19 protein-coding genes are annotated in these 20,128 nt (G+C 36.9%); all 19 read left to right on the forward strand.

What is annotated here, in order from left to right; all coding sequences use genetic code 11:
* A partial coding sequence (locus M0P98_05010; protein MCK9266225.1) for a TrpB-like pyridoxal phosphate-dependent enzyme occupies positions 1–1,356 on the forward strand: 1,356 nt, incomplete at its 5' end.
* A gap of 118 nt (positions 1,357–1,474) precedes the next feature.
* Positions 1,475–2,242: a glucose 1-dehydrogenase gene (locus tag M0P98_05015; GenBank protein MCK9266226.1), complete on the forward strand. Its 768-nt coding sequence runs from the start codon at positions 1,475–1,477 to the stop codon at positions 2,240–2,242.
* 19 nt (positions 2,243–2,261) lie between these two features.
* The gene (locus M0P98_05020; GenBank protein MCK9266227.1) at positions 2,262–2,810 is read left to right on the forward strand and encodes a GerMN domain-containing protein; all 549 of its coding nucleotides are present in this window, start codon (positions 2,262–2,264) and stop codon (positions 2,808–2,810) included.
* Between the two features lie 24 nt (positions 2,811–2,834).
* Entirely contained in the window at positions 2,835–3,044 is a 210-nt protein-coding gene (gene rpmE / locus M0P98_05025) for a 50S ribosomal protein L31 (protein MCK9266228.1), read from the forward strand.
* Between the two features lie 48 nt (positions 3,045–3,092).
* A complete protein-coding gene (gene prfA, locus M0P98_05030) occupies positions 3,093–4,106 on the forward strand; it encodes a peptide chain release factor 1 (protein ID MCK9266229.1) in 1,014 nt (337 codons plus the stop codon).
* The gene (locus tag M0P98_05035) at positions 4,103–5,896 is read left to right on the forward strand and encodes a tetratricopeptide repeat protein (GenBank protein MCK9266230.1); all 1,794 of its coding nucleotides are present in this window, start codon (positions 4,103–4,105) and stop codon (positions 5,894–5,896) included. Before prfA ends, M0P98_05035 begins: the two co-directional genes overlap by 4 nt.
* Before the next feature lie 91 nt (positions 5,897–5,987).
* Complete coding sequence (prmC, locus tag M0P98_05040; GenBank protein ID MCK9266231.1) at positions 5,988–6,746, forward strand: peptide chain release factor N(5)-glutamine methyltransferase; 759 nt, start codon at positions 5,988–5,990, stop codon at positions 6,744–6,746.
* Positions 6,746–8,008, forward strand: a complete 1,263-nt coding sequence (gene murA / locus M0P98_05045; protein ID MCK9266232.1) for a UDP-N-acetylglucosamine 1-carboxyvinyltransferase — start codon at positions 6,746–6,748, stop codon at positions 8,006–8,008. Before prmC ends, murA begins: the two co-directional genes overlap by 1 nt.
* A gap of 35 nt (positions 8,009–8,043) precedes the next feature.
* A complete protein-coding gene (gene dapB, locus M0P98_05050) occupies positions 8,044–8,832 on the forward strand; it encodes a 4-hydroxy-tetrahydrodipicolinate reductase (GenBank protein MCK9266233.1) in 789 nt (262 codons plus the stop codon).
* 10 nt (positions 8,833–8,842) lie between these two features.
* The gene (locus M0P98_05055; GenBank protein MCK9266234.1) at positions 8,843–10,006 is read left to right on the forward strand and encodes an LL-diaminopimelate aminotransferase; all 1,164 of its coding nucleotides are present in this window, start codon (positions 8,843–8,845) and stop codon (positions 10,004–10,006) included.
* Positions 10,006–10,461 carry a 5-(carboxyamino)imidazole ribonucleotide mutase gene (gene purE / locus M0P98_05060; GenBank protein MCK9266235.1) on the forward strand — a complete coding sequence of 152 codons (456 nt, stop codon included), beginning with the start codon at positions 10,006–10,008 and terminating at the stop codon, positions 10,459–10,461. The genes M0P98_05055 and purE overlap by 1 nt, the downstream gene beginning before the upstream one ends.
* Before the next feature lie 38 nt (positions 10,462–10,499).
* A complete protein-coding gene (locus M0P98_05065; protein ID MCK9266236.1) occupies positions 10,500–11,471 on the forward strand; it encodes a class II fructose-1,6-bisphosphate aldolase in 972 nt (323 codons plus the stop codon).
* A 92-nt stretch (positions 11,472–11,563) separates the two neighbouring features.
* Entirely contained in the window at positions 11,564–12,448 is an 885-nt protein-coding gene (locus M0P98_05070) for an amidohydrolase family protein (protein ID MCK9266237.1), read from the forward strand.
* A 54-nt stretch (positions 12,449–12,502) separates the two neighbouring features.
* Entirely contained in the window at positions 12,503–13,480 is a 978-nt protein-coding gene (locus M0P98_05075; GenBank protein MCK9266238.1) for a 6-phosphofructokinase, read from the forward strand.
* A gap of 97 nt (positions 13,481–13,577) precedes the next feature.
* On the forward strand, positions 13,578–15,239 hold the full coding sequence (gene ilvD, locus M0P98_05080; GenBank protein MCK9266239.1) for a dihydroxy-acid dehydratase: 1,662 nt from the start codon (positions 13,578–13,580) through the stop codon (positions 15,237–15,239).
* 8 nt (positions 15,240–15,247) lie between these two features.
* A complete protein-coding gene (gene thiC / locus M0P98_05085; GenBank protein MCK9266240.1) occupies positions 15,248–16,516 on the forward strand; it encodes a phosphomethylpyrimidine synthase ThiC in 1,269 nt (422 codons plus the stop codon).
* A gap of 2 nt (positions 16,517–16,518) precedes the next feature.
* Positions 16,519–17,007 carry a peptide deformylase gene (gene def / locus M0P98_05090; GenBank protein ID MCK9266241.1) on the forward strand — a complete coding sequence of 163 codons (489 nt, stop codon included), beginning with the start codon at positions 16,519–16,521 and terminating at the stop codon, positions 17,005–17,007.
* Positions 17,004–18,605 carry an L-aspartate oxidase gene (nadB, locus tag M0P98_05095; protein ID MCK9266242.1) on the forward strand — a complete coding sequence of 534 codons (1,602 nt, stop codon included), beginning with the start codon at positions 17,004–17,006 and terminating at the stop codon, positions 18,603–18,605. Before def ends, nadB begins: the two co-directional genes overlap by 4 nt.
* 25 nt (positions 18,606–18,630) lie before the next feature.
* Entirely contained in the window at positions 18,631–20,007 is a 1,377-nt protein-coding gene (gltA, locus tag M0P98_05100; protein MCK9266243.1) for an NADPH-dependent glutamate synthase, read from the forward strand.
* The last annotated feature ends 121 nt before the right edge of the window (positions 20,008–20,128 follow it).

A 20,128-nucleotide genomic window follows, 5' to 3' on the forward strand; every position in this document is an offset into this window, starting at 1 on the left:
GAAAATAAAATAATACTTTCAGAAAAAGAGATGCCCCAAAAATGGTATAATGTTGTGCCTGATTTCCCTAAACCTTTACCACCAATGGTACATCCTGGCACGAAAAAACCTATAAAACCAGAAGATCTTTTGGCAATATTTCCTCCATCTATCATAGAGCAGGAAATGTCAATGGAGAAATGGATAGATATACCTGACCCTGTTATGGATATATACAGACTTTATAGGCCTACCCCTTTAAGGAGAGCGAGGAACCTTGAAAAAGCTATAGGTACAAAAGCTCGTATATACTATAAAGATGAATCTGTTTCACCTGCAGGATCTCATAAACCAAACACTGCTATTGCTCAGGCATATTATAATAAGGTTGACGGTGTTAAAAGAATTGCAACCGAAACAGGAGCAGGTCAATGGGGCAGTGCACTTTCCTTTGGATGTAAAATGTTTGGTTTAGAATGTACCATATATATGGTTAAGGTTTCTTATGAGCAGAAACCTTATAGACGGCTTCTTGCTCAAACGTGGGGTGCTACTATGTATCCGTCGCCTTCAACTAAAACAAAATTTGGGCTTAAAATTCTAAAAGATGACCCTAACTGCCCTGGAAGTCTTGGGATAGCTATATCTGAAGCCGTGGAAGATACTATGTCGAGAGATGACACAAAATATTCTCTTGGTAGCGTACTTAACCATGTTATGCTTCACCAGACGATAGTTGGGCTTGAAGTAAAAAAACAACTCCAAATGATAGGCGAAAAACCTGATGTAATGGTAGGTTGTGTTGGAGGTGGAAGTAATTTTGCTGGATTTGTTTTGCCTTTCCTATCTGATAAATTAAAAGAGGATGGTATAAGATTTGTAGGTGTAGAACCTAAAGCTTGCCCAACTTTAACTAAGGGGCTTTATAAATATGATTTTGGAGATACGGCTTGCACAACGCCTCTTTTAAAGATGTTTACTTTGGGGCATAGTTTTATCCCGCCAGGAATACATGCTGGTGGTTTAAGGTATCACGGAGCGGCTCCAATAGTTTGTCATCTTCTAAATTTAGGGATGATGGAAGCTGTCTCTTACCACCAGAGAGAGTGTTTTGAGAGTGCTCTGCTTTTTGCACAGACAGAAGGGTTTTTACCTGCTCCCGAAACTGCTCACGCTATAAGAGCGGCTATTGAAGAGGCTAAGGATGCACCAGCAGGGAAGGTAATTGTGTATAACCATTCAGGTCACGGGCATTTTGATCTTGCATCTTATAAGGCATATTTTGATGGTAAACTTGACGATTATGATTACCCTGAAGAAAAAATCAAAGAAGCTTTATTAGAGTTGCCTGATATAAATAATTCCTTTGAGGATTAATGTTTTAACAGGGTGGCAATCCACTGTTTAGCGGGTTGCCACCTCTATATAGTATATGTTAAAAAAAATTGTATTTTTTAAGTAAATATGTCATAATAGTATGAAAAGGGGTGAAATTATGGATACTAAAAAATTATTTAATCTTGAAGGAAAAATTGCAATAGTTACTGGTGGTTCTAAAGGGTTAGGGAAAGAGATGATTATGGCGTTTGCTGATGCTGGAGCAAATGTTGTTATAGCAGATATGGATGTAGAGACTGGTAAAGATGTTGAATTGGAGGTCAGAAAAAAAGGTGTAGACTCTCTGGTTGTGAAGACAGACGTAGGGGATGTTAACCAAATTGAGGAACTGGTTAAAAGAACAGTTGCTCAATTTAAACGGATAGATATTCTTGTGAATAACGCAGGTATTGTAAATAACTACCCGGCTGAAGAGTTATCTATAAAAGATTGGGACGATGTTGTTAAAATTGATCTTTCGGCTGTTTTTTATTGTTCTAAAATAGTTGCACGGCAGATGATTTCTCAGAATAAAGGAACGATCATAAATACAGCATCTATGTCTGGGTTGATTGTTAACACACCTCAGCCACAAGCTCACTATAACGCAGCAAAAGCTGGCGTAATACAACTTACCAAATCTTTGGCAGCTGAATGGGCAAAATATAATATACGTGTAAACTCAATATCTCCCGGTTATATGGGAACTGAAATGGTGAAAAGAGTGCTTTCACAGTATGGAAAATATTGGCTTCCTTTAATTCCTATGGGTAGAGTTGGGGAACCTTCAGAGATAAGAGGTCCTGCTTTATTTCTTGCTTCTGAGGCATCAAGTTATGTAACTGGTAGTAACATTGTTATGGATGGAGGGTATACGGTCTGGTAATGCAGGCAGTTATGAAAAAATGAAAAAAAAAGAGAAGTTGGCAGTAGTTGTTCTTCTGGTAGCGTTTATTGTTGCCCTTGTATTATTCTTTACAATAAGATATAAAGGGAAAATCTTTAGTTTCAATAAAGTGTTGGTCTATTTTGTTAATTATGATGAAGAACAACATAAGTCTTATGTGACTGCTGTTATGAGGGAAGTGGCACCTTTTACTGGGGCTGAAGAAAAAATGAAAAAATCTATTGATGAACTCTTAAAAGGACCTATAGATTCTGAAATAGAGAAAGGGATTGTTAGTTCAATGCCAGAGAAAGCCTCTCTGTTGAATGTGCGTATTGTTGACGAAGTGGCTTACCTTGATTTTTCAAAAAGTATAGAGGACGGTGGTGGCATTTTAGCTATGACCGAAAGACTTGCTCAGATTGTTTATACTGCTACACAGTTTCCCTCTGTAAAAAGTGTTATTTTAGAGGTAGAAGGTAAAGAGATAGAATATTTTAGTAGTGAGGGCATTATGGATGTTGCTTCTCCTATGACTCGAGATAATTTTAAAGAATTGGTTAAATAGTTTAGTTAATGATTTGGAGGAAAAATGAAAGAAAAGATACATCCCAAGTACGAAAAATGCAATATTGTTTGCGTATGCGGAAATATTGTAGAAACAAGGTCAACAAAACCTGAAATAAAAGTGGAAATTTGTTCAAAATGTCATCCATATTTTACAGGTAAACAGAAGTTTTTGGATAGCGCAGGTATGGTTGAAAAATTTAGAAAAAAATACCAGAATTATGGAGTTAAATAATTTTTGAAAACAGAAAAGAATATTAATCTCAAAAGTAAACTTAAAGATATATCGGTAGAGTATGATAGAAACTTGAAGATAATTACAGAAGGCGATAAGGCGTCTAATGAGTTTAGGGAAGCGATAATCAAAGTAGGTGAACTTGACGGAATAATAAACCTTAAAAAGAAGATAGAAAACTTAGAGCAGGAAATTAGTGAAGCAGAAGAACTTTCTGTAAATTCAGATATTGAAATACAAGAACTTGCTAAAGAAGAATTGGAACTTCTTTCCAAAGAGAAAATAGCGGTTGAGTCTGAAATATATCAGTTCTTTTACCCTGAAGATCCAAAAAATATTAGAGACGCTATTGTTGAAATACGGGCTGGTGTTGGGGGTGAAGAAGCAAGTCTTTTTGCGAGAGATTTGTTTAGGATGTATTCGAGGTTTGCTGAAAAGAAAGGTTATAGGGTAGAGGTTATGAATACTCATACATCTGATATAGCTGGGTTTAAAGAGATAATCTTTCTTGTGCGAGGTAAAGGGGCCTATAAAGACCTTAAAAATGAAGGTGGAGTACATAGAGTTCAAAGAATACCTGATACCGAAAGTTACGGTAGAATACATACGTCAGCGGCGACGGTTGCAGTCTTTCCAGACATTGAAGAGAAAGAAGTAAGAATAGACCCTAATGATTTGAAGATTGATACTTTTAGGTCTTCGGGAGCTGGGGGGCAAAGTGTAAATAAAACTTCTTCAGCTGTAAGGATAACACATATACCTACCGGGCTTGTTATAAGTTGTCAGGATGAAAGGTCGCAGATACAAAATAGAGCAAAAGGGCTGAAGATACTAAAAGTAAAACTTCAATCCCTTTATGAGATAGAAAAAAAAGGTAAAATAGATAATGAGAGAAAATCTGTCGTCAAAACTGGGGAGAGGAGTGAAAAGATAAGAACATACAATTTTCCTCAAAATAGAGTTACAGACCACAGAATCGATTTAACCTTATATAATCTTGATAATATAATAGAAGGCAATATAGAAGAACTTATAGAAAACTTGAGGGAGAGATTACAATGAGTAAAAGAATTATATTTTTTATTACTTTCTCTCTGATGGTATGTTCATTTGCTTTGGCAGATGGGTATTTGGAAGTTGTCAACAAAGGTATTCTACTTCTGAAACAGGGAAGGTATGAAGAGTCTTTAAAAGTTTTTGAATCAGCACAAAAATTGGGTTCGGGGAATTCTAATACTTATTATTATATTGGAGAAGTTCTATATAGGTTGGGAAACACAAATAAGGCAATAGATAGTTACAAAAAGGCTATAGAAATACAACCTTCCGTACCAGAATACTATTTTTCTCTTGGAATGGTTTATCTTTCCATAAATAATGTTGACGATGCTCTTGAAAACTTAAATAAAACTATTGAAATAGCCCCAAAGACTATTGTAGGAAAACAAGCAAGTAGGCTGAAAGAAGAGATAACTTCTTCAATATCTGGAAGTCAACTTGTTAAAAAATGGGTTAAACTTGAAGAAGAAGAGATTTTAAGATTAAAAGAGTCAGAAAAAAAAGAGGTTCCGGAAGGGGCTGATGGAGAAATGGATGGTTTTCCTGGGGAGGCAGATGGCTCACCTCAAAGAGAGGTGGTTCCTAAGGAAGATGTTAGAAGGGTTATCAAAAAAATTAAGTTTGAAACAGAAACAGCAAGAAAGAGGAGCGCTTCTGTTTTGCCAAAATATAAGCGGGAAGAATTACAGCAAGTGGTGGAAGAGATAGTTGAAATAGCTAAAGAAGAGAAAGATGTTGAGGTGAATAAAAATCTGCTACTTGCATTAGGAAAAGCGGCAACCGATGAGTCTATCCAATTTATTATTAAAGAACTGCAAAATATTAAGCAGACCTATGATGTGAAAATAGTTGCGCTTGAAAGTTTATCTAAACTTGAATCTGATGAGATTACTAATGCTGCAAGAGGTGTGTTAAATGGTATGGTTTTGAATCGTGAAAAAGAGCGGAAAGACGCACAAAAACAGATTGCAGATATAACAAAAAAGATTGATGGTTTAATGGTAAAAAAAGATGAGAACTCGTTTAAAAGCCTTGAGGTTTTGGACAAGATAACCCAGTTGAGTAACAAACTCCAAGAGATGTCTGCTCCTGGAGAGTTTGGTGATGGACAATCTCAACAGAAACGACCTTCTGTTCAAGAATTAGGTAAACTGAGAAGGGATCTAAGGGCTCAGAACAATGAGGTGACAAAGTTGAATAGAGCCTCAGCAAGAATTGATGCAGAAATAGGTAAGTTGCAACAGGAAAAACTGAGATACGAAAGTCTATTAGTTGAGAGAGACAAAAATAAAGATATAAATTTTCAATCAAGGCAGAGTGTTGCAAGTGTACCTCCTGGAAATATAGGTTTTGAAGATTTTCTTCCCGATGAAGGGGGAGTGTATATTGAAACAGATGAAGAAAAAAATGAGATAATTTTTGCGATATCTCTTATAAAAGCGCTCGGAAAGATGAGAGATAAGGAAGGGCTTGGTGTTATAAAAAAAGGTTGGGATGAGTACGGAGTAGAACAGCAAAAAATCTATTATCTTTTATCTCTGGCAAGGTTGTCTGACTTTTCAGGTATTAATGAACTTGTATTAAGACTAAGAAGTGATTATCCTACAGGACCTTTGCAAGAAGAGTTATCACTACGAAGTGGGATAATAGAAGTGTTGGGAGACTATCTTACACAGAACCCTGACGAAAAACTGTATGGTCTGATAGAATATCTGAGCGAGGGAGGAGGATATCCGGAAATTAAGAGAGCAGCATCGGGAGTTCTGTCCAAAACCGCCCAGAGGTCTAAATAAAGAATATTTTGTAAGAAAACTTATTGTTGAGAATGGAGATTTTCTTAAAAAATGTGGGGTTGATGAACCATATAAAAATGTTGAATTGCTTTTGTCACACGTTTTGAAGGAACCTGCGATTAACCTCTATTTGTACGACAATAGGGTTATCTCCTCTAAAGAAATGAAGTTGTTTACAACTTTAGTTTTTCAAAGAGCTAAATCCATTCCTCTCCAATATTTAACCAACCAGGTTGGGTTTTGGGGGTATCCTTTTTTTGTTAAAAAAGGTGTTTTTATTCCTAGACCTGAGACAGAAATACTTGTTGAGGAAACAATAAACTTGCAAAATAAACATTTTAGTTCCTCTTATGTTAGTATTCTTGATATAGGAACTGGGTGTGGCAATATATGCGTATCTCTTGCAAAAAGCATAGAAAAGAGCAGAATTGTAGCAACAGATATATCTTTGAAGGCCTTGAAAATAGCTTTATTTAACGCTAAATCTTTGGGGGTAGATAAAAAAATTAGTTTTTTTAAAAGAAACCTTTTTCCAGAGCAGAAAGATAAGTTTCATATAATAGTTAGTAATCCTCCATATATTCCTGATGTAGATATACCTTCTCTTGCAAAAGAGGTGATAAAAGAACCTTTAAGGGCACTCAAGGGCGGTCTTAATGGAATGGAGGTGGTTGAAACTATTATTCGCAAATCTTACGAATATTTGGTTGATGGAGGGTACCTTATTCTTGAAATAGGGTACGGACAAGCAAACCTTATAAGAGATATTAAAACTTGCATGAGATTGGTAACTATTAAACAGGACCTTGCTGGAATAGAAAGGTACCCTATATTTAAAAAGGATATTTAATGGACAAATTTATTATTGAAGGGGGTAGAAAACTTGAAGGTGAAGTAACTGTATCTGGTTCAAAAAATGCTGCTTTACCTGCTATTGCAGCAAGTTTGCTTGCAGATACTAAAACTGTTATTCATAATATTCCTGATGTGAAAGATGTTCGGACTATGATAAAAATCCTTGAAAGTATGGGAGTAAAAACATCTTACAAAAATAACAGTATAGAGATAGACCCTTCAGGGATTGAGCGGTTTACAGCTCCCTATGAGTTTGTTAGCACAATGAGAGGTTCTGTGTGTTTATTGGGCCCTTTAGTGTCAAGGTATGGACAGGCAGTTTTCTCTATGCCGGGAGGCTGTGTTATTGGTTCAAGACCAGTTGATTTACATATAAAGGGGCTAAAAAAACTTGGAGCTAATGTTGAACAACAAGATGGAAACATTATAAGTAACTCAGAAAAACTTAAAGGAACAATGGTTTTTCTTGGAGGGAATTTTGGTTCCAGCGTTCTTGCAACTGCAAACATAATGATGGCTGCAACCTTAGCAGAAGGTGAAACACTGATAGAGTGTGCAGCCTGTGAACCGGAAATCGTTGATTTAGCAAGGTTGTTAAAGAAGATGGGTGCAAAAATTGAAGGTGAGGGGTCACACTTTTTAAGGATTGAAGGTGTCAAAAAACTATCAGGAACAGAATATTCTATTGTTCCTGATAGAATAGAAGCCTGCACTTATATTCTTGCCTCTTATATTACAAGAGGTGATGTTTTAGTTAAAGGAGTTGTTGAACAACATATATTATCTTTCCTTGATATTCTTGAAGAGTCAGGGATAAAAGTAGAAGTAGAAGATAATTGTGTTGTTGCCAAGGTTTCAGGTAGATGGAAATCTGTTGATGTTACAACATTGCCTTACCCTGGATTTCCAACCGATATGCAGGCACAATTGATGACGTTTTTGAGTATGGCAGATGGTATTAGTGTTTTAACAGAGAAGGTTTTTCCTGAAAGGTTTATGCATGTTGGTGAACTAAACAGGCTTGGAGCAAGCATAACCCTTGATGGAGCTCGGGCAATAATTAAAGGTGTTGATAAACTTAGTGGAGCAAAAGTGATGGCTTCAGATTTAAGGGCAAGTGCTGCTTTGATTTTGGCTGGACTTGTAGCAGAAGGCAAGACAGAGGTTGCAAGGATATACCATCTTGATAGAGGGTATGAAAAATTTGAAGAAAAACTTAAAGGTCTTGGAGCAATAATAGAAAGAGTTAGTGAATAATGGTAGTTGTATAATAATCATTCTGGAGGTTTTGAATGGGCAAGACAAGTATAATTGTGTGTGGTGCTGGTGGAAAAATGGGAAGGCTTATTATAGACCTTGCTAAAAATAATCCTGATTTTGAATTGAAGGCAGGTATTGAAACAGACCAAAAATTGAAAGAAGAAACACTGTTGAAAGGGGTTGATTTGGGGGATACTCTCTCTGATTTTATGTGTCAAAGGGATGTTGTGATAGATTTTACTGAACCTAAAGCAACAGTAAAGTTTGTTGGTGAGTGTGTTAAGAAAGGTGTTCCGATAGTGGTGGGAACAACAGGTTTAACTAAAGAGGATTACTCTGTTCTACTGGAAGCATCAAAAGTTATTCCGCTTTTTTATGCACCTAATATGAGTTTTGGTGTAAACCTCTTTTTTGAAATGATACAGGTTGCTGCTTCTTTAATGAAAGAATACGATGTTGAGGTATCAGAGATACACCACCATTTTAAGAAGGACGCACCGAGCGGAACAGCAAAAAAGATTGCTGAAATTATATGTGAGGCTTCCGGCAGAAAGTTTGAGCAGGTAATCAAATATGGGCGGGAAGGTATAGAAGGACCTAGGAGTAAAGAAGAGATATGCGTACATTCGTTAAGGATGGGTGATGTAGTTGGTGAACATTATGTTTACTTTGGTGGACAGGGAGAAGTTATGGAGTTTTCCCACAGATGTTATAATAGAGAATCTTTTGCTTCTGGAGCTTTAAAAGCTGCCAGATTTATTGATGGTAAAAAACCTGGTTTATATAATATGAAAAACTTGATAGATGAACTAAAAAAATAGGAGGGAATAAATGTTTGAGATTAGTGAAAGACTTAAAAATCTTCCGCCATACCTTTTCGCTGAAATAGATAGAAAGAAGAAAAAACTTATAGCTGAAGGGCACGATGTAATAGATTTTGGGGTTGGAGACCCTGATTTACCCACTCCACCAAATATCTTAAACGCATTAAAAAAAGGGGTTGAAAATTCTTCTTACCATAGGTACCCTCTTGGAAAAGGAATGCCTGATTTTAGAAAAACAATAACCAAGTATTATAAAACTCATTATGGTGTTGAGGTTGACGCAGAAAATGAAATATGTGTTCTTATAGGGTCAAAAGAAGGGATAGCTCACTTCCCTTGGGCTTTTTTGAATAAAGGGGATATTTCGCTTGTACCAGAACCTTGCTATCCTGTTTATCATATAGGAACAAGGCTTGCTGAAGGCGAACCTTTCTTCTTGCCGTTGAAAAAAGAGAATAAGTTTTTACCTGATTTAGGTGGAATACCATCTGATATTCTTGCTAAAGCAAAAATGCTTTTTTTAAACTACCCTAACAACCCTACCGCTGCATTTATTGATAAAGATTTTCTTATAGAGGCAATAGCATTTTGTAAAAAGAATAATATTATGCTTGTCTATGATGCCGCATACAGCGAGATTTATTTTGAAGAAAAGCCGGTTAGTTTTTTGTCTCTCCCTGGTGCGAAAGATGTTGGAATAGAGTTTAATTCTCTCTCTAAACCATTCAATATGACTGGTTGGAGAGCTGGCTGGGCTTGTGGGAATGAAAAACTTGTTTCAGGGCTTGCAAAAATTAAGGAGAATATCGATTCTGGTACATTTGAAGCGATACAGTTTGCCGGGATAGAGGCTCTAAATAATAATACCGATAGTATAAAAGATATGAGAAAAATCTATATGGCACGGCGGGACGTTCTTGTTGAAGGTTTAAGAAAAACAGGGTTTGAAGTGGAGAGCCCAAAAGGTGCTTTTTATCTATGGCTAAAAATTGAAGGTAGTTCTATTAAGTTTGCAGACGAACTTCTTGAAAAATGTAAAATTGTTGTAACACCTGGAGTTGGGTTTGGACCTTCAGGGGAAGGATATATTAGGTTTTCTCTTACAATTGGAGAAGATAGGATTAAAAAAGCAGTAGAAAGGTTAACTGAGTTTCGGGAGAAGAACTTATAATGAACAGAAAAATAGCAATCGTTGTTGGTAGTAAAAACGATATATCTTACCTTGAAGGAGCAAAAACGATTTTAGATAGATTTGAACTTTCTTACGAGGTTATGGTTATGTCTGCCCATAGAAGTCTTGATAAAACAATGGATTTTGCTCAAAACGCAGAAACAGACGGTTATTCAGTAATTATTGCTTGTGCAGGTATGGCTGCTCATCTACCTGGTGTTATAGCGGCAAAAACTGTGTTACCAGTAATAGGTGTTCCTCTCCCTACGAGCGATATAAAGGGAATGGATGCTCTGCTTGCGATTGTTCAGATGCCGTCAGGGGTTCCTGTTGCTACAATGGCAATAGGTAAAGCTGGTGTAAAGAACGCTGCTATTCTGGCAGTACAGATTCTTGGGTTGCAAGATGAAGTCTTAAAAGAGAAACTCAAGCAGTATAAATTATCTCTTGGGTAAAAAATATTAGAAAGAAGTTTTATAAAAGGAGGAGTTAAATGTCGATAAGTTTTAAGGAACTTGGATTGGTGAACACAAAAGATATGTTTGCTAAAGCTTTAAAAGGAGGATACGCTGTACCTGCCTATAATTTTAATAATATGGAGCAACTTCAAGCTATAATAACGGCTTGTGTGGAGTGTAATTCTCCTGTTATTTTACAGATTTCAAAAGGCGCTCGACAGTACGCCAATCAGACCCTTTTAAGGTATATGGTTCCCGGAGCGGTTCAGGTGGCAAGAGAAATGGGAAGCAGTATACCTATAGCCTTGAATCTTGACCATGGGGACTCTTTTGAGTTGGCTAAAAGTTGTGTAGATTACGGTTTTTCAAACGTTATGATAGACGGGTCTCATCTTCCTTATGATGAGAATGTAAAATTAACAAGAGAAGTTGTTGAGTACGCACATACAAAAGACGTAACTGTTGAGGGTGAACTTGGGGTGTTGGCTGGTATTGAGGAACACGTACAGTCAGAAGTTAGCCATTATACAAGACCTGAAGAGGTTGAAGATTTTGTTAAAAAGACAGGGGTTGATAGTCTTGCTATTTCTATAGGGACTTCTCATGGAGCGTACAAGTTTAAGGTAAAACCAGGAGAAGAGGTTCCTCCTCTTAGGTTTGATATTTTACAGGAATGTGAGAAAAGGTTACCAAATTTTCCTATTGTATTGCACGGTGCTTCTTCTGTTTTAGTGAAATATATTGATATAATAAACCAGTATGGTGGCAAGATGGAAAATGCAACAGGGGTACCAGAAGAGCAGATAAAAGAAGCTGTTAAAACAAATGTTTGTAAAGTAAATATAGATTCTGATGGTAGACTTGTTATGACTGCTATGATAAGAAAAGTTCTTGCTGAAAAACCAGGTGAATTTGACCCAAGAAAGTATCTTGGTCCAGCTCGTGAAGAATTGAAACAGATGTATATAGATAAGTGTAAACTGTTGGGAAGCGACGGAAAAGCATAAAAAAACAACCCTCTAAATTAAAAAAAGAGGTAAACCATAAAATTGCTCAAAGGGATTAAAAAAACTTAAGTAATAGGGCAAGGGAGATACAAATGTTTATAGATATACATGTGCATTTAAGGAAGCATAAGACTTATCTCAATAAAGGTAAACAGGTTTACGCAACGCCAGAATATCTGCTTGAAAGGTATGATAAACTTGGGATAGAAAAAGCTGTTATTCTTAGAGGAGGAGTTTCTTCGGAGTGTGGTTTACAAGGGCAGTCGATGGAAGAAGTTCTGGAGATATGCGATAAGTATCCTGATAGATTTATTCCTTTCTGTAATATAGACCCTCGTTTTATGACAAACCGTTGTGATGCACCACTCGACGAGATGCTTCAATATTATAAAGATAGAGGATGTAAAGGGATTGGTGAGTTGTGTGCTAATATGCCTTTTATGCACCCTATGGTTCAAAACCTTTTTAAGTGCGCTGAAAAGGTTGGCGGAATGCCTATAACGTTTCATATAGCGCCTTATATTGGTTATACTTACGGGCTTTATGATGACCCAGGATTACCTCAACTTGAATGGACTTTAGTTATGCATCCTGACCTATATTTTTTAGGGCATTCAACAGCGTTTTGGGCTGAGATAGCAGAACTTGAGACACCCGGTGACCGTTTTCGGTACCCCACTTCTCCCGTAAAAAAGGAAGGTGTTGTGCCTATACTCTTTAGAAGATACAAGAACCTTCTTGGTGATTTATCAGCAGGGAGCGGGTTTCACGCAATGGCAAGAGACCCTGAATACGCTGTAAAATTTATCAACGAGTTTCAGGATAGACTCTTTTTTGGCACAGATATATGTGAACCAGACACAGAAACTCCGTTGATAGATTTTCTATTAAAATTGAGAGACGATGGTAAGATAACAGAGACGGTTTTTAATAAGGTTGCAAGAGAAAACGCCATCAAACTTCTTGGGTTGGAATAATAAATATCTGTACCACGAAAGTGTAATAAAAATATAGCAGAATTTATGTATATTATGAAAAGAAAAATAAAAAAAATAGGAGTTTTGACCTCCGGCGGTGATGCTCCAGGGATGAATGTAGCTATAAGATCTGTTGTAAGAACATCTATTGGAGCAGGACTTTCTATTGTTGGTATAGAAAAAGGTTTTAGAGGGGGATATGATAATTCGTTTATAGAACTTAATTCAAGAAGTGTAAGCGGGATTATCAATCAAGGCGGAACTTTTTTAAAGACTTTTAGGTTCCCAGAATTTGCTGAAAAAACGGTTAGAGTTAAGGTTTATGAGAACCTAAAAAAAACCGAGATAGATGGGTTGGTTGTTATAGGTGGTGATGGTTCTGCTAAAGGTGCTTTTAAATTTTCACAAGATTTTGATTACCCAGTAGTACTAATACCAGCCTCAATAGATAACGACCTTTATGGAACTGACTATACTGTTGGGTTTGATACAGCAGTAAATACTGCTGTTGATGCTGTTGATAAAATAAGGGATACTGCCACAAGCCATGACAGGACTTTTATAGTTGAAGTGATGGGAAAAGAGAAAGGATATTTTGCGATTGAGGTTGCTGTCGCTTCTGGAGCGGAGATAGCTATTGTACCTGAGGTTGTTGTTGATTGGAATGATGTTGCCGAAACATTAAAGGTACAAGAACTTATGGGAAAGAAAAGTTCAATAATTATTCTTGCTGAGGGTGCAGGGAAAGCTCAAGAACTTGCTTCTTTTTTACAAGATAGGTTCCCTAATAGGCAGATAAGGTACTCTATTCTCGGCTATATACAAAGAGGAGGTAACCCAAGCTATTTTACAAGGGTTCTTGCAACAAAATTGGGAAGCGTTGCAGTTGAACAACTTGTTTTAGGTAAATTTCCTTTTATGGTGGGAGTAAAGGGTAGTGAAGTTGTTTATACGCATCTAAAAAAGGTGGTTTCTACTTCCAAACTTCCTGATATGGAACATTTGGATTTAATAAGAAAGATGTCTATATAGTAGAGAACAAAAAGAGAAGTTTGTTAAACTAAACCAAGTGCCCTTAACTCAAAGAGGTGGTAAATAGTTTGTCGAATAGGGTAAAGGAGAAGGTTTGATGAGAAGTGACAATATAAAAAAAGGAGTCGATAGAGCCCCACACCGGTCTTTATTAAAAGCTGTTGGGTTAACAGATGAAGAACTTAAACGTCCTTTGATAGCCGTAGCAAACTCTGCTAATGAGATAGTGCCAGGTCATATACATCTTAACAATATAACAGAAGCTGTAAAGACAGGTATAAGGATAGCAGGGGGCACTCCAGTAGAGTTTGGAACAATAGGGGTGTGTGACGGTATTGCTATGGGACACAAAGGAATGAAGTATAGCCTTGTTTCAAGAGAGGTTATAGCAGATTCTGTGGAGATAATGCTACAGGCTCACCAGTTTGATGGTGTTGTTCTGGTGGCTAACTGCGACAAGATAGTGCCGGGGATGTTGATGGCTCTTTTGAGAGTTAATATTCCAGGGTTGCTTGTAAGTGGTGGTCCTATGATGTGCGGATATCTGCCGAGTGGAGAAAGTATAGATTTAATTTCTCTTTTTGAAGCAGTAGGTAGGGTAGATAAAGGTGAATTGAAAGAAGATGAACTTAAGGTTTTTGAAGATGAAGGTTGCCCTGGAGCAGGGAGTTGTTCTGGAATGTTTACAGCTAACTCTATGAACTGTTTAAGTGAAGCGATAGGGCTTGCAATTTCTGGAAATGGGACTATTCCTGCTGTTACTGCAAAAAGAATAAGGCTTGCAAAAACCTCTGGTATGAGAGCAGTACAACTTGTTGAACAGAATATTAAACCAAGAGATATAGCAACATTTGAAGCCTTTGAAAACGCTATAACGGTTGATATGGCAATAGGTGCTTCTACAAATACAGTTTTGCATCTTCCTGCTATAGCAAAAGAAGCTGGAATTAAACTTGATTTGGATATATTTGATAGGTTGAGTAAAAAAACGCCTAACATTGTTAAGGTATCGCCTGCTTCAAGCCAGCATCTGCAGGATGTAGATTTTGCTGGCGGGATACCAGCAGTGATGAAAGAACTTGCGGGGAAAGATTTGTTAAACCTTGATGTTGAGACAGTAAGCGGTGAAAAAATCAAAGATATAGTTGGTAAAGCTTCAATAACGAGTAGAAAAATTATAAAAGAGTCTGATAACCCTTATTCTTTTGAAGGCGGTATAGCCGTTTTAAAAGGGTCTCTTGCTCCTGACGGTGCGGTTGTGAAACAGTCTGCTGTGTCTCCTACAATGATGAAATTTAAAGGAGCAGCACATATTTTTGATAGCGAAGAAGAAGCAATGAAGGCTGTTATGGAAGACAGAATTACAGAAGGGTTTTTAGTTATAAGATACGAAGGACCTAAAGGTGGTCCAGGTATGAGGGAGATGTTATCAATAACGGCTGTGATACTGGGGAAAGGGCTTGGAGAGAAGGTAGCTCTTTTAACTGACGGTAGATTTTCAGGAGGAACAAGAGGTCCGTGTGTTGGACATATTAGTCCAGAAGCAGCAGATGGCGGTCCAATAGCCTTTTTACAAGACGGGGATATAATTGAAATGGATATTCCTAAAAGATTGCTTAATGTTAACCTTAGTGATTCTGAAATGGAAAAAAGAAAAGAAGGTTTTTCTGCTGAAAAACATAAAAAAAAGGAAGAGGGCATTCTCGGCAGATATTCTAAAGAAGTCAAATCTGCCAATACTGGAGCAGTGCTTGAATAGAGGATAAAATGAGTGTAAAAAAAATTATAAGTGAAGGAATAAAATATGTTTCGCAAGAAGAGAATATCAGCCCTGAGCAGATTGAGTATAAAGTTTCTGAAGGTAGGGTGGTTATCTTAAAACATAAGGATAAATATCTTGGTATAGGAGAAGGGTTAAGAACAAAAATAAATGCTAACATAGGAACTTCTCCTGATGTTTCTGATATTGATATTGAACTTAAAAAGTTAAAGGCTGCTTGCGAGCACGGAGCAGACGCTGTTATGGATTTGAGTACTGGCGGAAATACCAAGAAAATCCTTGACCAGATAATAGATAAAAGCCCAGTACCTGTTGGTACTGTACCAATATACCAAGCAGCGATAGGGTCTATAGAAGAGACAGGTGCGTTGAAAAAAATGGTACCTGACAAAATTTTTCAAACAATAGAAGACCATGCAAAAGCAGGTGTATCTTTTGTGACAGTTCATTGTGGTATAACATCAGGAACTCTTGAACGGTTACGTAAAAACCCTCGAAAATGTATGGTGGTGAGCAGAGGTGGCGCTTTTCTTATAAGTTGGATGATTGCTAATGAAAAAGAGAACCCTCTTTATGAGCATTTTGATAGAGACCTTGAGATAGCAAAAAAATATGGGTTAACACTTAGTCTTGGAGATGGTATGAGGCCGGGTGGGTTGGTGGATGCAACTGATAGCGCCCAGATTGATGAACTTCTTACTCTTGGAGAGTTAACAAGAAGAGCTTGGGATGCAGGTGTACAGGTTATTATAGAAGGACCAGGACATATCCCTATACATGAGATACCAGCCAATGTTATGTTGCAGAAAAAAATTTGTCACGGAGCACCTTTTTACGTTCTAGGTCCTCTTGTTACAGATGTAGCGCCTGGGTACGATCATATAGTTTCTGCAATTGGTGGTGCTGTTGCTGGTTTAAATGGTGCTGATTTTCTTTGTTATGTAACTCCAAGTGAACACCTTGCTCTACCAGGGGTTGAGGAAGTTATTGAAGGAACTATTGCTTCAATAATTGCGGCTCACGTTGCAGATATTGGGAAAGGCGTTAAAGGTGCTTTGAGCTGGGACTATAAAATGGATAAAGCAAGGACAAGTAGAGATTGGGAAGCTCAAAAAAAATTGTCTATAAACCCTAAAAAGTTTGATGCTTTACATATTAAAACATCTGCTGAAGATAAAGATGTTTGCACTATGTGTGGTAAATATTGTGCCATTAAAACCGTAGAGAATTACCTGAACACAAAGATTGAGCGGTGATTATGGATAAAATAAAAAAATATGGTGAGGAAGTTCTTAGAAGTAACTCTGAAGAGGTGAAAAAGATTGATGGAACAATCTTGGATATAATTAAAAAGATGAAAAAAGTTCTTAAAGAAGAAAAAGGGCTTGGTCTTGCAGCACCTCAAATAGGTATCTCAAAAAGAATTTTTATAGCCTTAGATTCAGAGAAAAAAAGAATTTTTACTGTAATCAACCCTGAAATTATTAAAAAGAAAGGGAAAGAGATAGATTTTGAGGGATGTTTAAGTTTTCCTGAAATGTTTTTTTCTATTGAGCGAGCAAAAACGGTTGTTGTTAAAGGGCAGAACGATAAAGGTGAAGATATTATAATTGAAGCTAACGGAATTTTAGCAAGATGTTTTCAACACGAGATAGACCATCTTAACGGTAAACTAATTATAGATTATGCCACTAAGGAAGAGAAGAAGGTCTGCAAAGAAAAGATAGAAAGGCTTTTAAAAAAATGATTCCAGAATTTCTTATATCTTTTGATACTGCTAATCTACCTTGTGAAGAGGTGGATTTTGTTGTTTTTGGAGGAGGAATTGCAGGGTTAAGTGCTAGCCTTGAACTCAAATCTTATAATACCCTGCTTCTTTACAAAAATGGTCTTGAAGAGACCTGTTCTTATAATGCTCAAGGGGGGATTGCTTCAGCGATGGCAAAAGAAGATTCCCCGTTGAAACATAAGGAAGATACTGTTCTTACAGGATGTGGGTTATCCAATTCGCAAGCTATTGAAATTCTTGTGACAGAAGGTATTGATAGAATAAAAGACCTTATTGATAAGGGGCTTTTTTTTGATAAAAAAGAAGGGGATTACCATTTTACTCGTGAAGGTGGCCATTCTTGCAGGAGGATTCTACATATAGAAGGGGATTTTACAGGGAAAAAAATAACATCCTTCTTGTATGAGAAAGTAGAAGAAGAAAAAAATATAAATATATCACACTCTTTTTTTCTTATAGATTTTCTTTCTGTTGAAGAGAGTATAACTGGTGCTCTGATATATGACAGAGATAAAAAAAGAGTTTTTGTTTTAAGAGCAAAGGCTTTTATTCTTGCAACAGGTGGGGCGGGTAATATTTTCCAAGAAACAACAAATCCTGCTGGGATAACAGGAGATGGGCTATCTGTTGCTTACAGGAGAGGAGTAGAACTTACTGACCTTGAATTTTATCAGTTCCATCCAACAACTCTTTATCTTGCAGGAGCGCCAAGGTTTCTTATATCAGAAAGTGTTAGAGGTGAAGGTGGAGTTCTTAGAAACGTTAAAGGGGAAAGATTTATGTTTGATTACCATCCGTCTGGAGAACTTGCTCCGAGGGATGTTGTGACAAGGTCAATAATAGACCAGATGAAACTTACTGGTTCTAACTGTGTTTACCTTGATATGTCAAAGATTAAAGATAATTTAGAAAAAAGGTTTCCTCAGATATATGCTTTTTGTAAAAACTACGGGATAGATTTGAATAAGACCTCTGTTCCAGTTAGACCGGCAGCTCATTATTTTATGGGCGGTATTAGAACCGATATTTTTGGAAAGACTAACCTTGAAAACCTTTACGCTTGTGGTGAGGTTGCTTGTACAGGAGTTCATGGGGCTAATCGGCTTGCGAGTAACTCTCTACTTGAAGCTTTGGTGTTTGGAGTTAGGGCTGCAAGAAAATCTATTGAGAAAATAGGTCAAAAAATAGATAAGAGAGAGTTAAAATATAGGTTCCCACAGAAGGCGGATATTCTTATAGATAAGGAAGATCTTAAGGTATCTATTAAAAGTTTAATGTGGCGAAATGTAGGTATTGAAAGAGAAGAAGAAGTTTTAAAGGTTGCAACAAAAAAGTTTGAAAATTGGGAAAATTATGCTTTCCATAAAGAGTTTTCTGATATAGGTGGGTTTGAGGCTTTAAATATGTTGATAATATCTTCTTTGATTACAAAATCCGCTCTTATGAGAAAAGAGAGTAGAGGAACCCATTATAGGAAAGATTTCCCTTCACAAGATGATAAAAACTGGAAAAAAAATATTGTTGTAAGTAATAAAGGGTTGAAAATTAAGATTTAAGTTGTTTAATAAAGGCTATACAGGTATGGAAAGAGTAAAAGATAGTAGGCAAGATAAAGATGTAAGGGTGAAGAATTTTGAAGAAGTAACTTTTGGCTATACACAACAAGAAGCAGTTGTAGAAGCTACTCGTTGTTTACAATGTAAAAATCCTCCGTGCGTAAAAGGATGCCCTGTAGAAATAGATATTCCGTCTTTTATAAAGAAAATAAAAGATAAAGATGTTGAAGGTGCAGTAGATGTTATTTTTCAAAAAAATATGTTACCTTCAATATGTGGTAGAGTTTGCCCGCAGGAAACTCAATGTGAAAAACTATGTGTTTTGAATAGAAGAGAAAAACCAATAGCGATAGGAAAACTTGAAAGGTTTGCAGGAGATAGAGGGGACGTCTCTTTTTCTTGTACATACTCAGGACCTATTGCGGCTGGTACTAAGGTTGCGGTTGTAGGTTCAGGTCCAGCTGGTTTAACGTGTGCGGCGGAACTTGCAAGGTGCGGGATAGTTGTAACTGTGTTTGAAGCGCTCCATACACCGGGCGGAGTACTTGTTTATGGGATACCAGAGTTTCGTTTACCTAAAAAAATTGTTAATAAAGAGATATCTTTTCTTGAAACCCTTGGAGTAGAAATAAGGAATGATGTTATTGTTGGTAGAACAATAACAATAGATGATATTTTTGATATGGGATATAGAGCTATTTTTATTGGTTCTGGTGCTGGGTTACCTTCTTTTATGGGCATAAAGGGAGAAAACCTTTTAAGGGTATATTCTGCTAACGAGTTTCTTACAAGGGTTAACCTTATGAAAGGGTATCTTTTTCCTGACTATGATACTCCTGTTAGTGTGGGTAAAAAGGTTGCAGTTATTGGTGGTGGTAATGTGGCTATGGATTCTGCAAGAGCTTCTTTGAGGTTAGGGGCTGAACAAGTAAACGTTTTATATAGAAGAACAGAAAAAGAGATGCCTGCCCGATTGGAAGAATATGAACATGCAAAAGAAGAAGGTATCAACTTTATATTTCTTGTGCAACCTCTTGAGATTCTTGGCGATGAAGAAGGGTATGTGAATGGTGTAAGAGTTATACATAATAAGCTTGGTGAACCTGATGAGAGCGGTAGAAGACGTCCTGTTCCAATGGAGGGTTCGGAAGAAATTATCCAAACAGATTCTATTATAGTGGCTATTGGGCAAAACCCAAGCCCTTTAATTCCAAATACATATAGGAAGCTTCAAATTGGCAAGAAAGGCAATATTATTGTTGATGAAAGGACCTGTGAGACAAATGTTTCTGGAATTTTTGCAGGCGGAGATATTGCAACAGGTGCTGCAACTGTTATTAGCGCTATGGGTATGGGCAAGACAGCTGCAAAAAGTATAATTAAATATCTTGAAAAAAAATAATAAGTTAAAAATGAGGATTGCAACGTCGTAATCCCTCGGAGATACTCGGGACAAGACTCATTTTTATGTTATGCCTATTACCAGTATGGGTTAAGTGAGAGATCCTGAAACAAGTTCAGGA

The organism is bacterium (assembly GCA_023230585.1).
Classification (GTDB): Bacteria; Ratteibacteria; UBA8468; order B48-G9; family JAFGKM01; genus JALNXB01.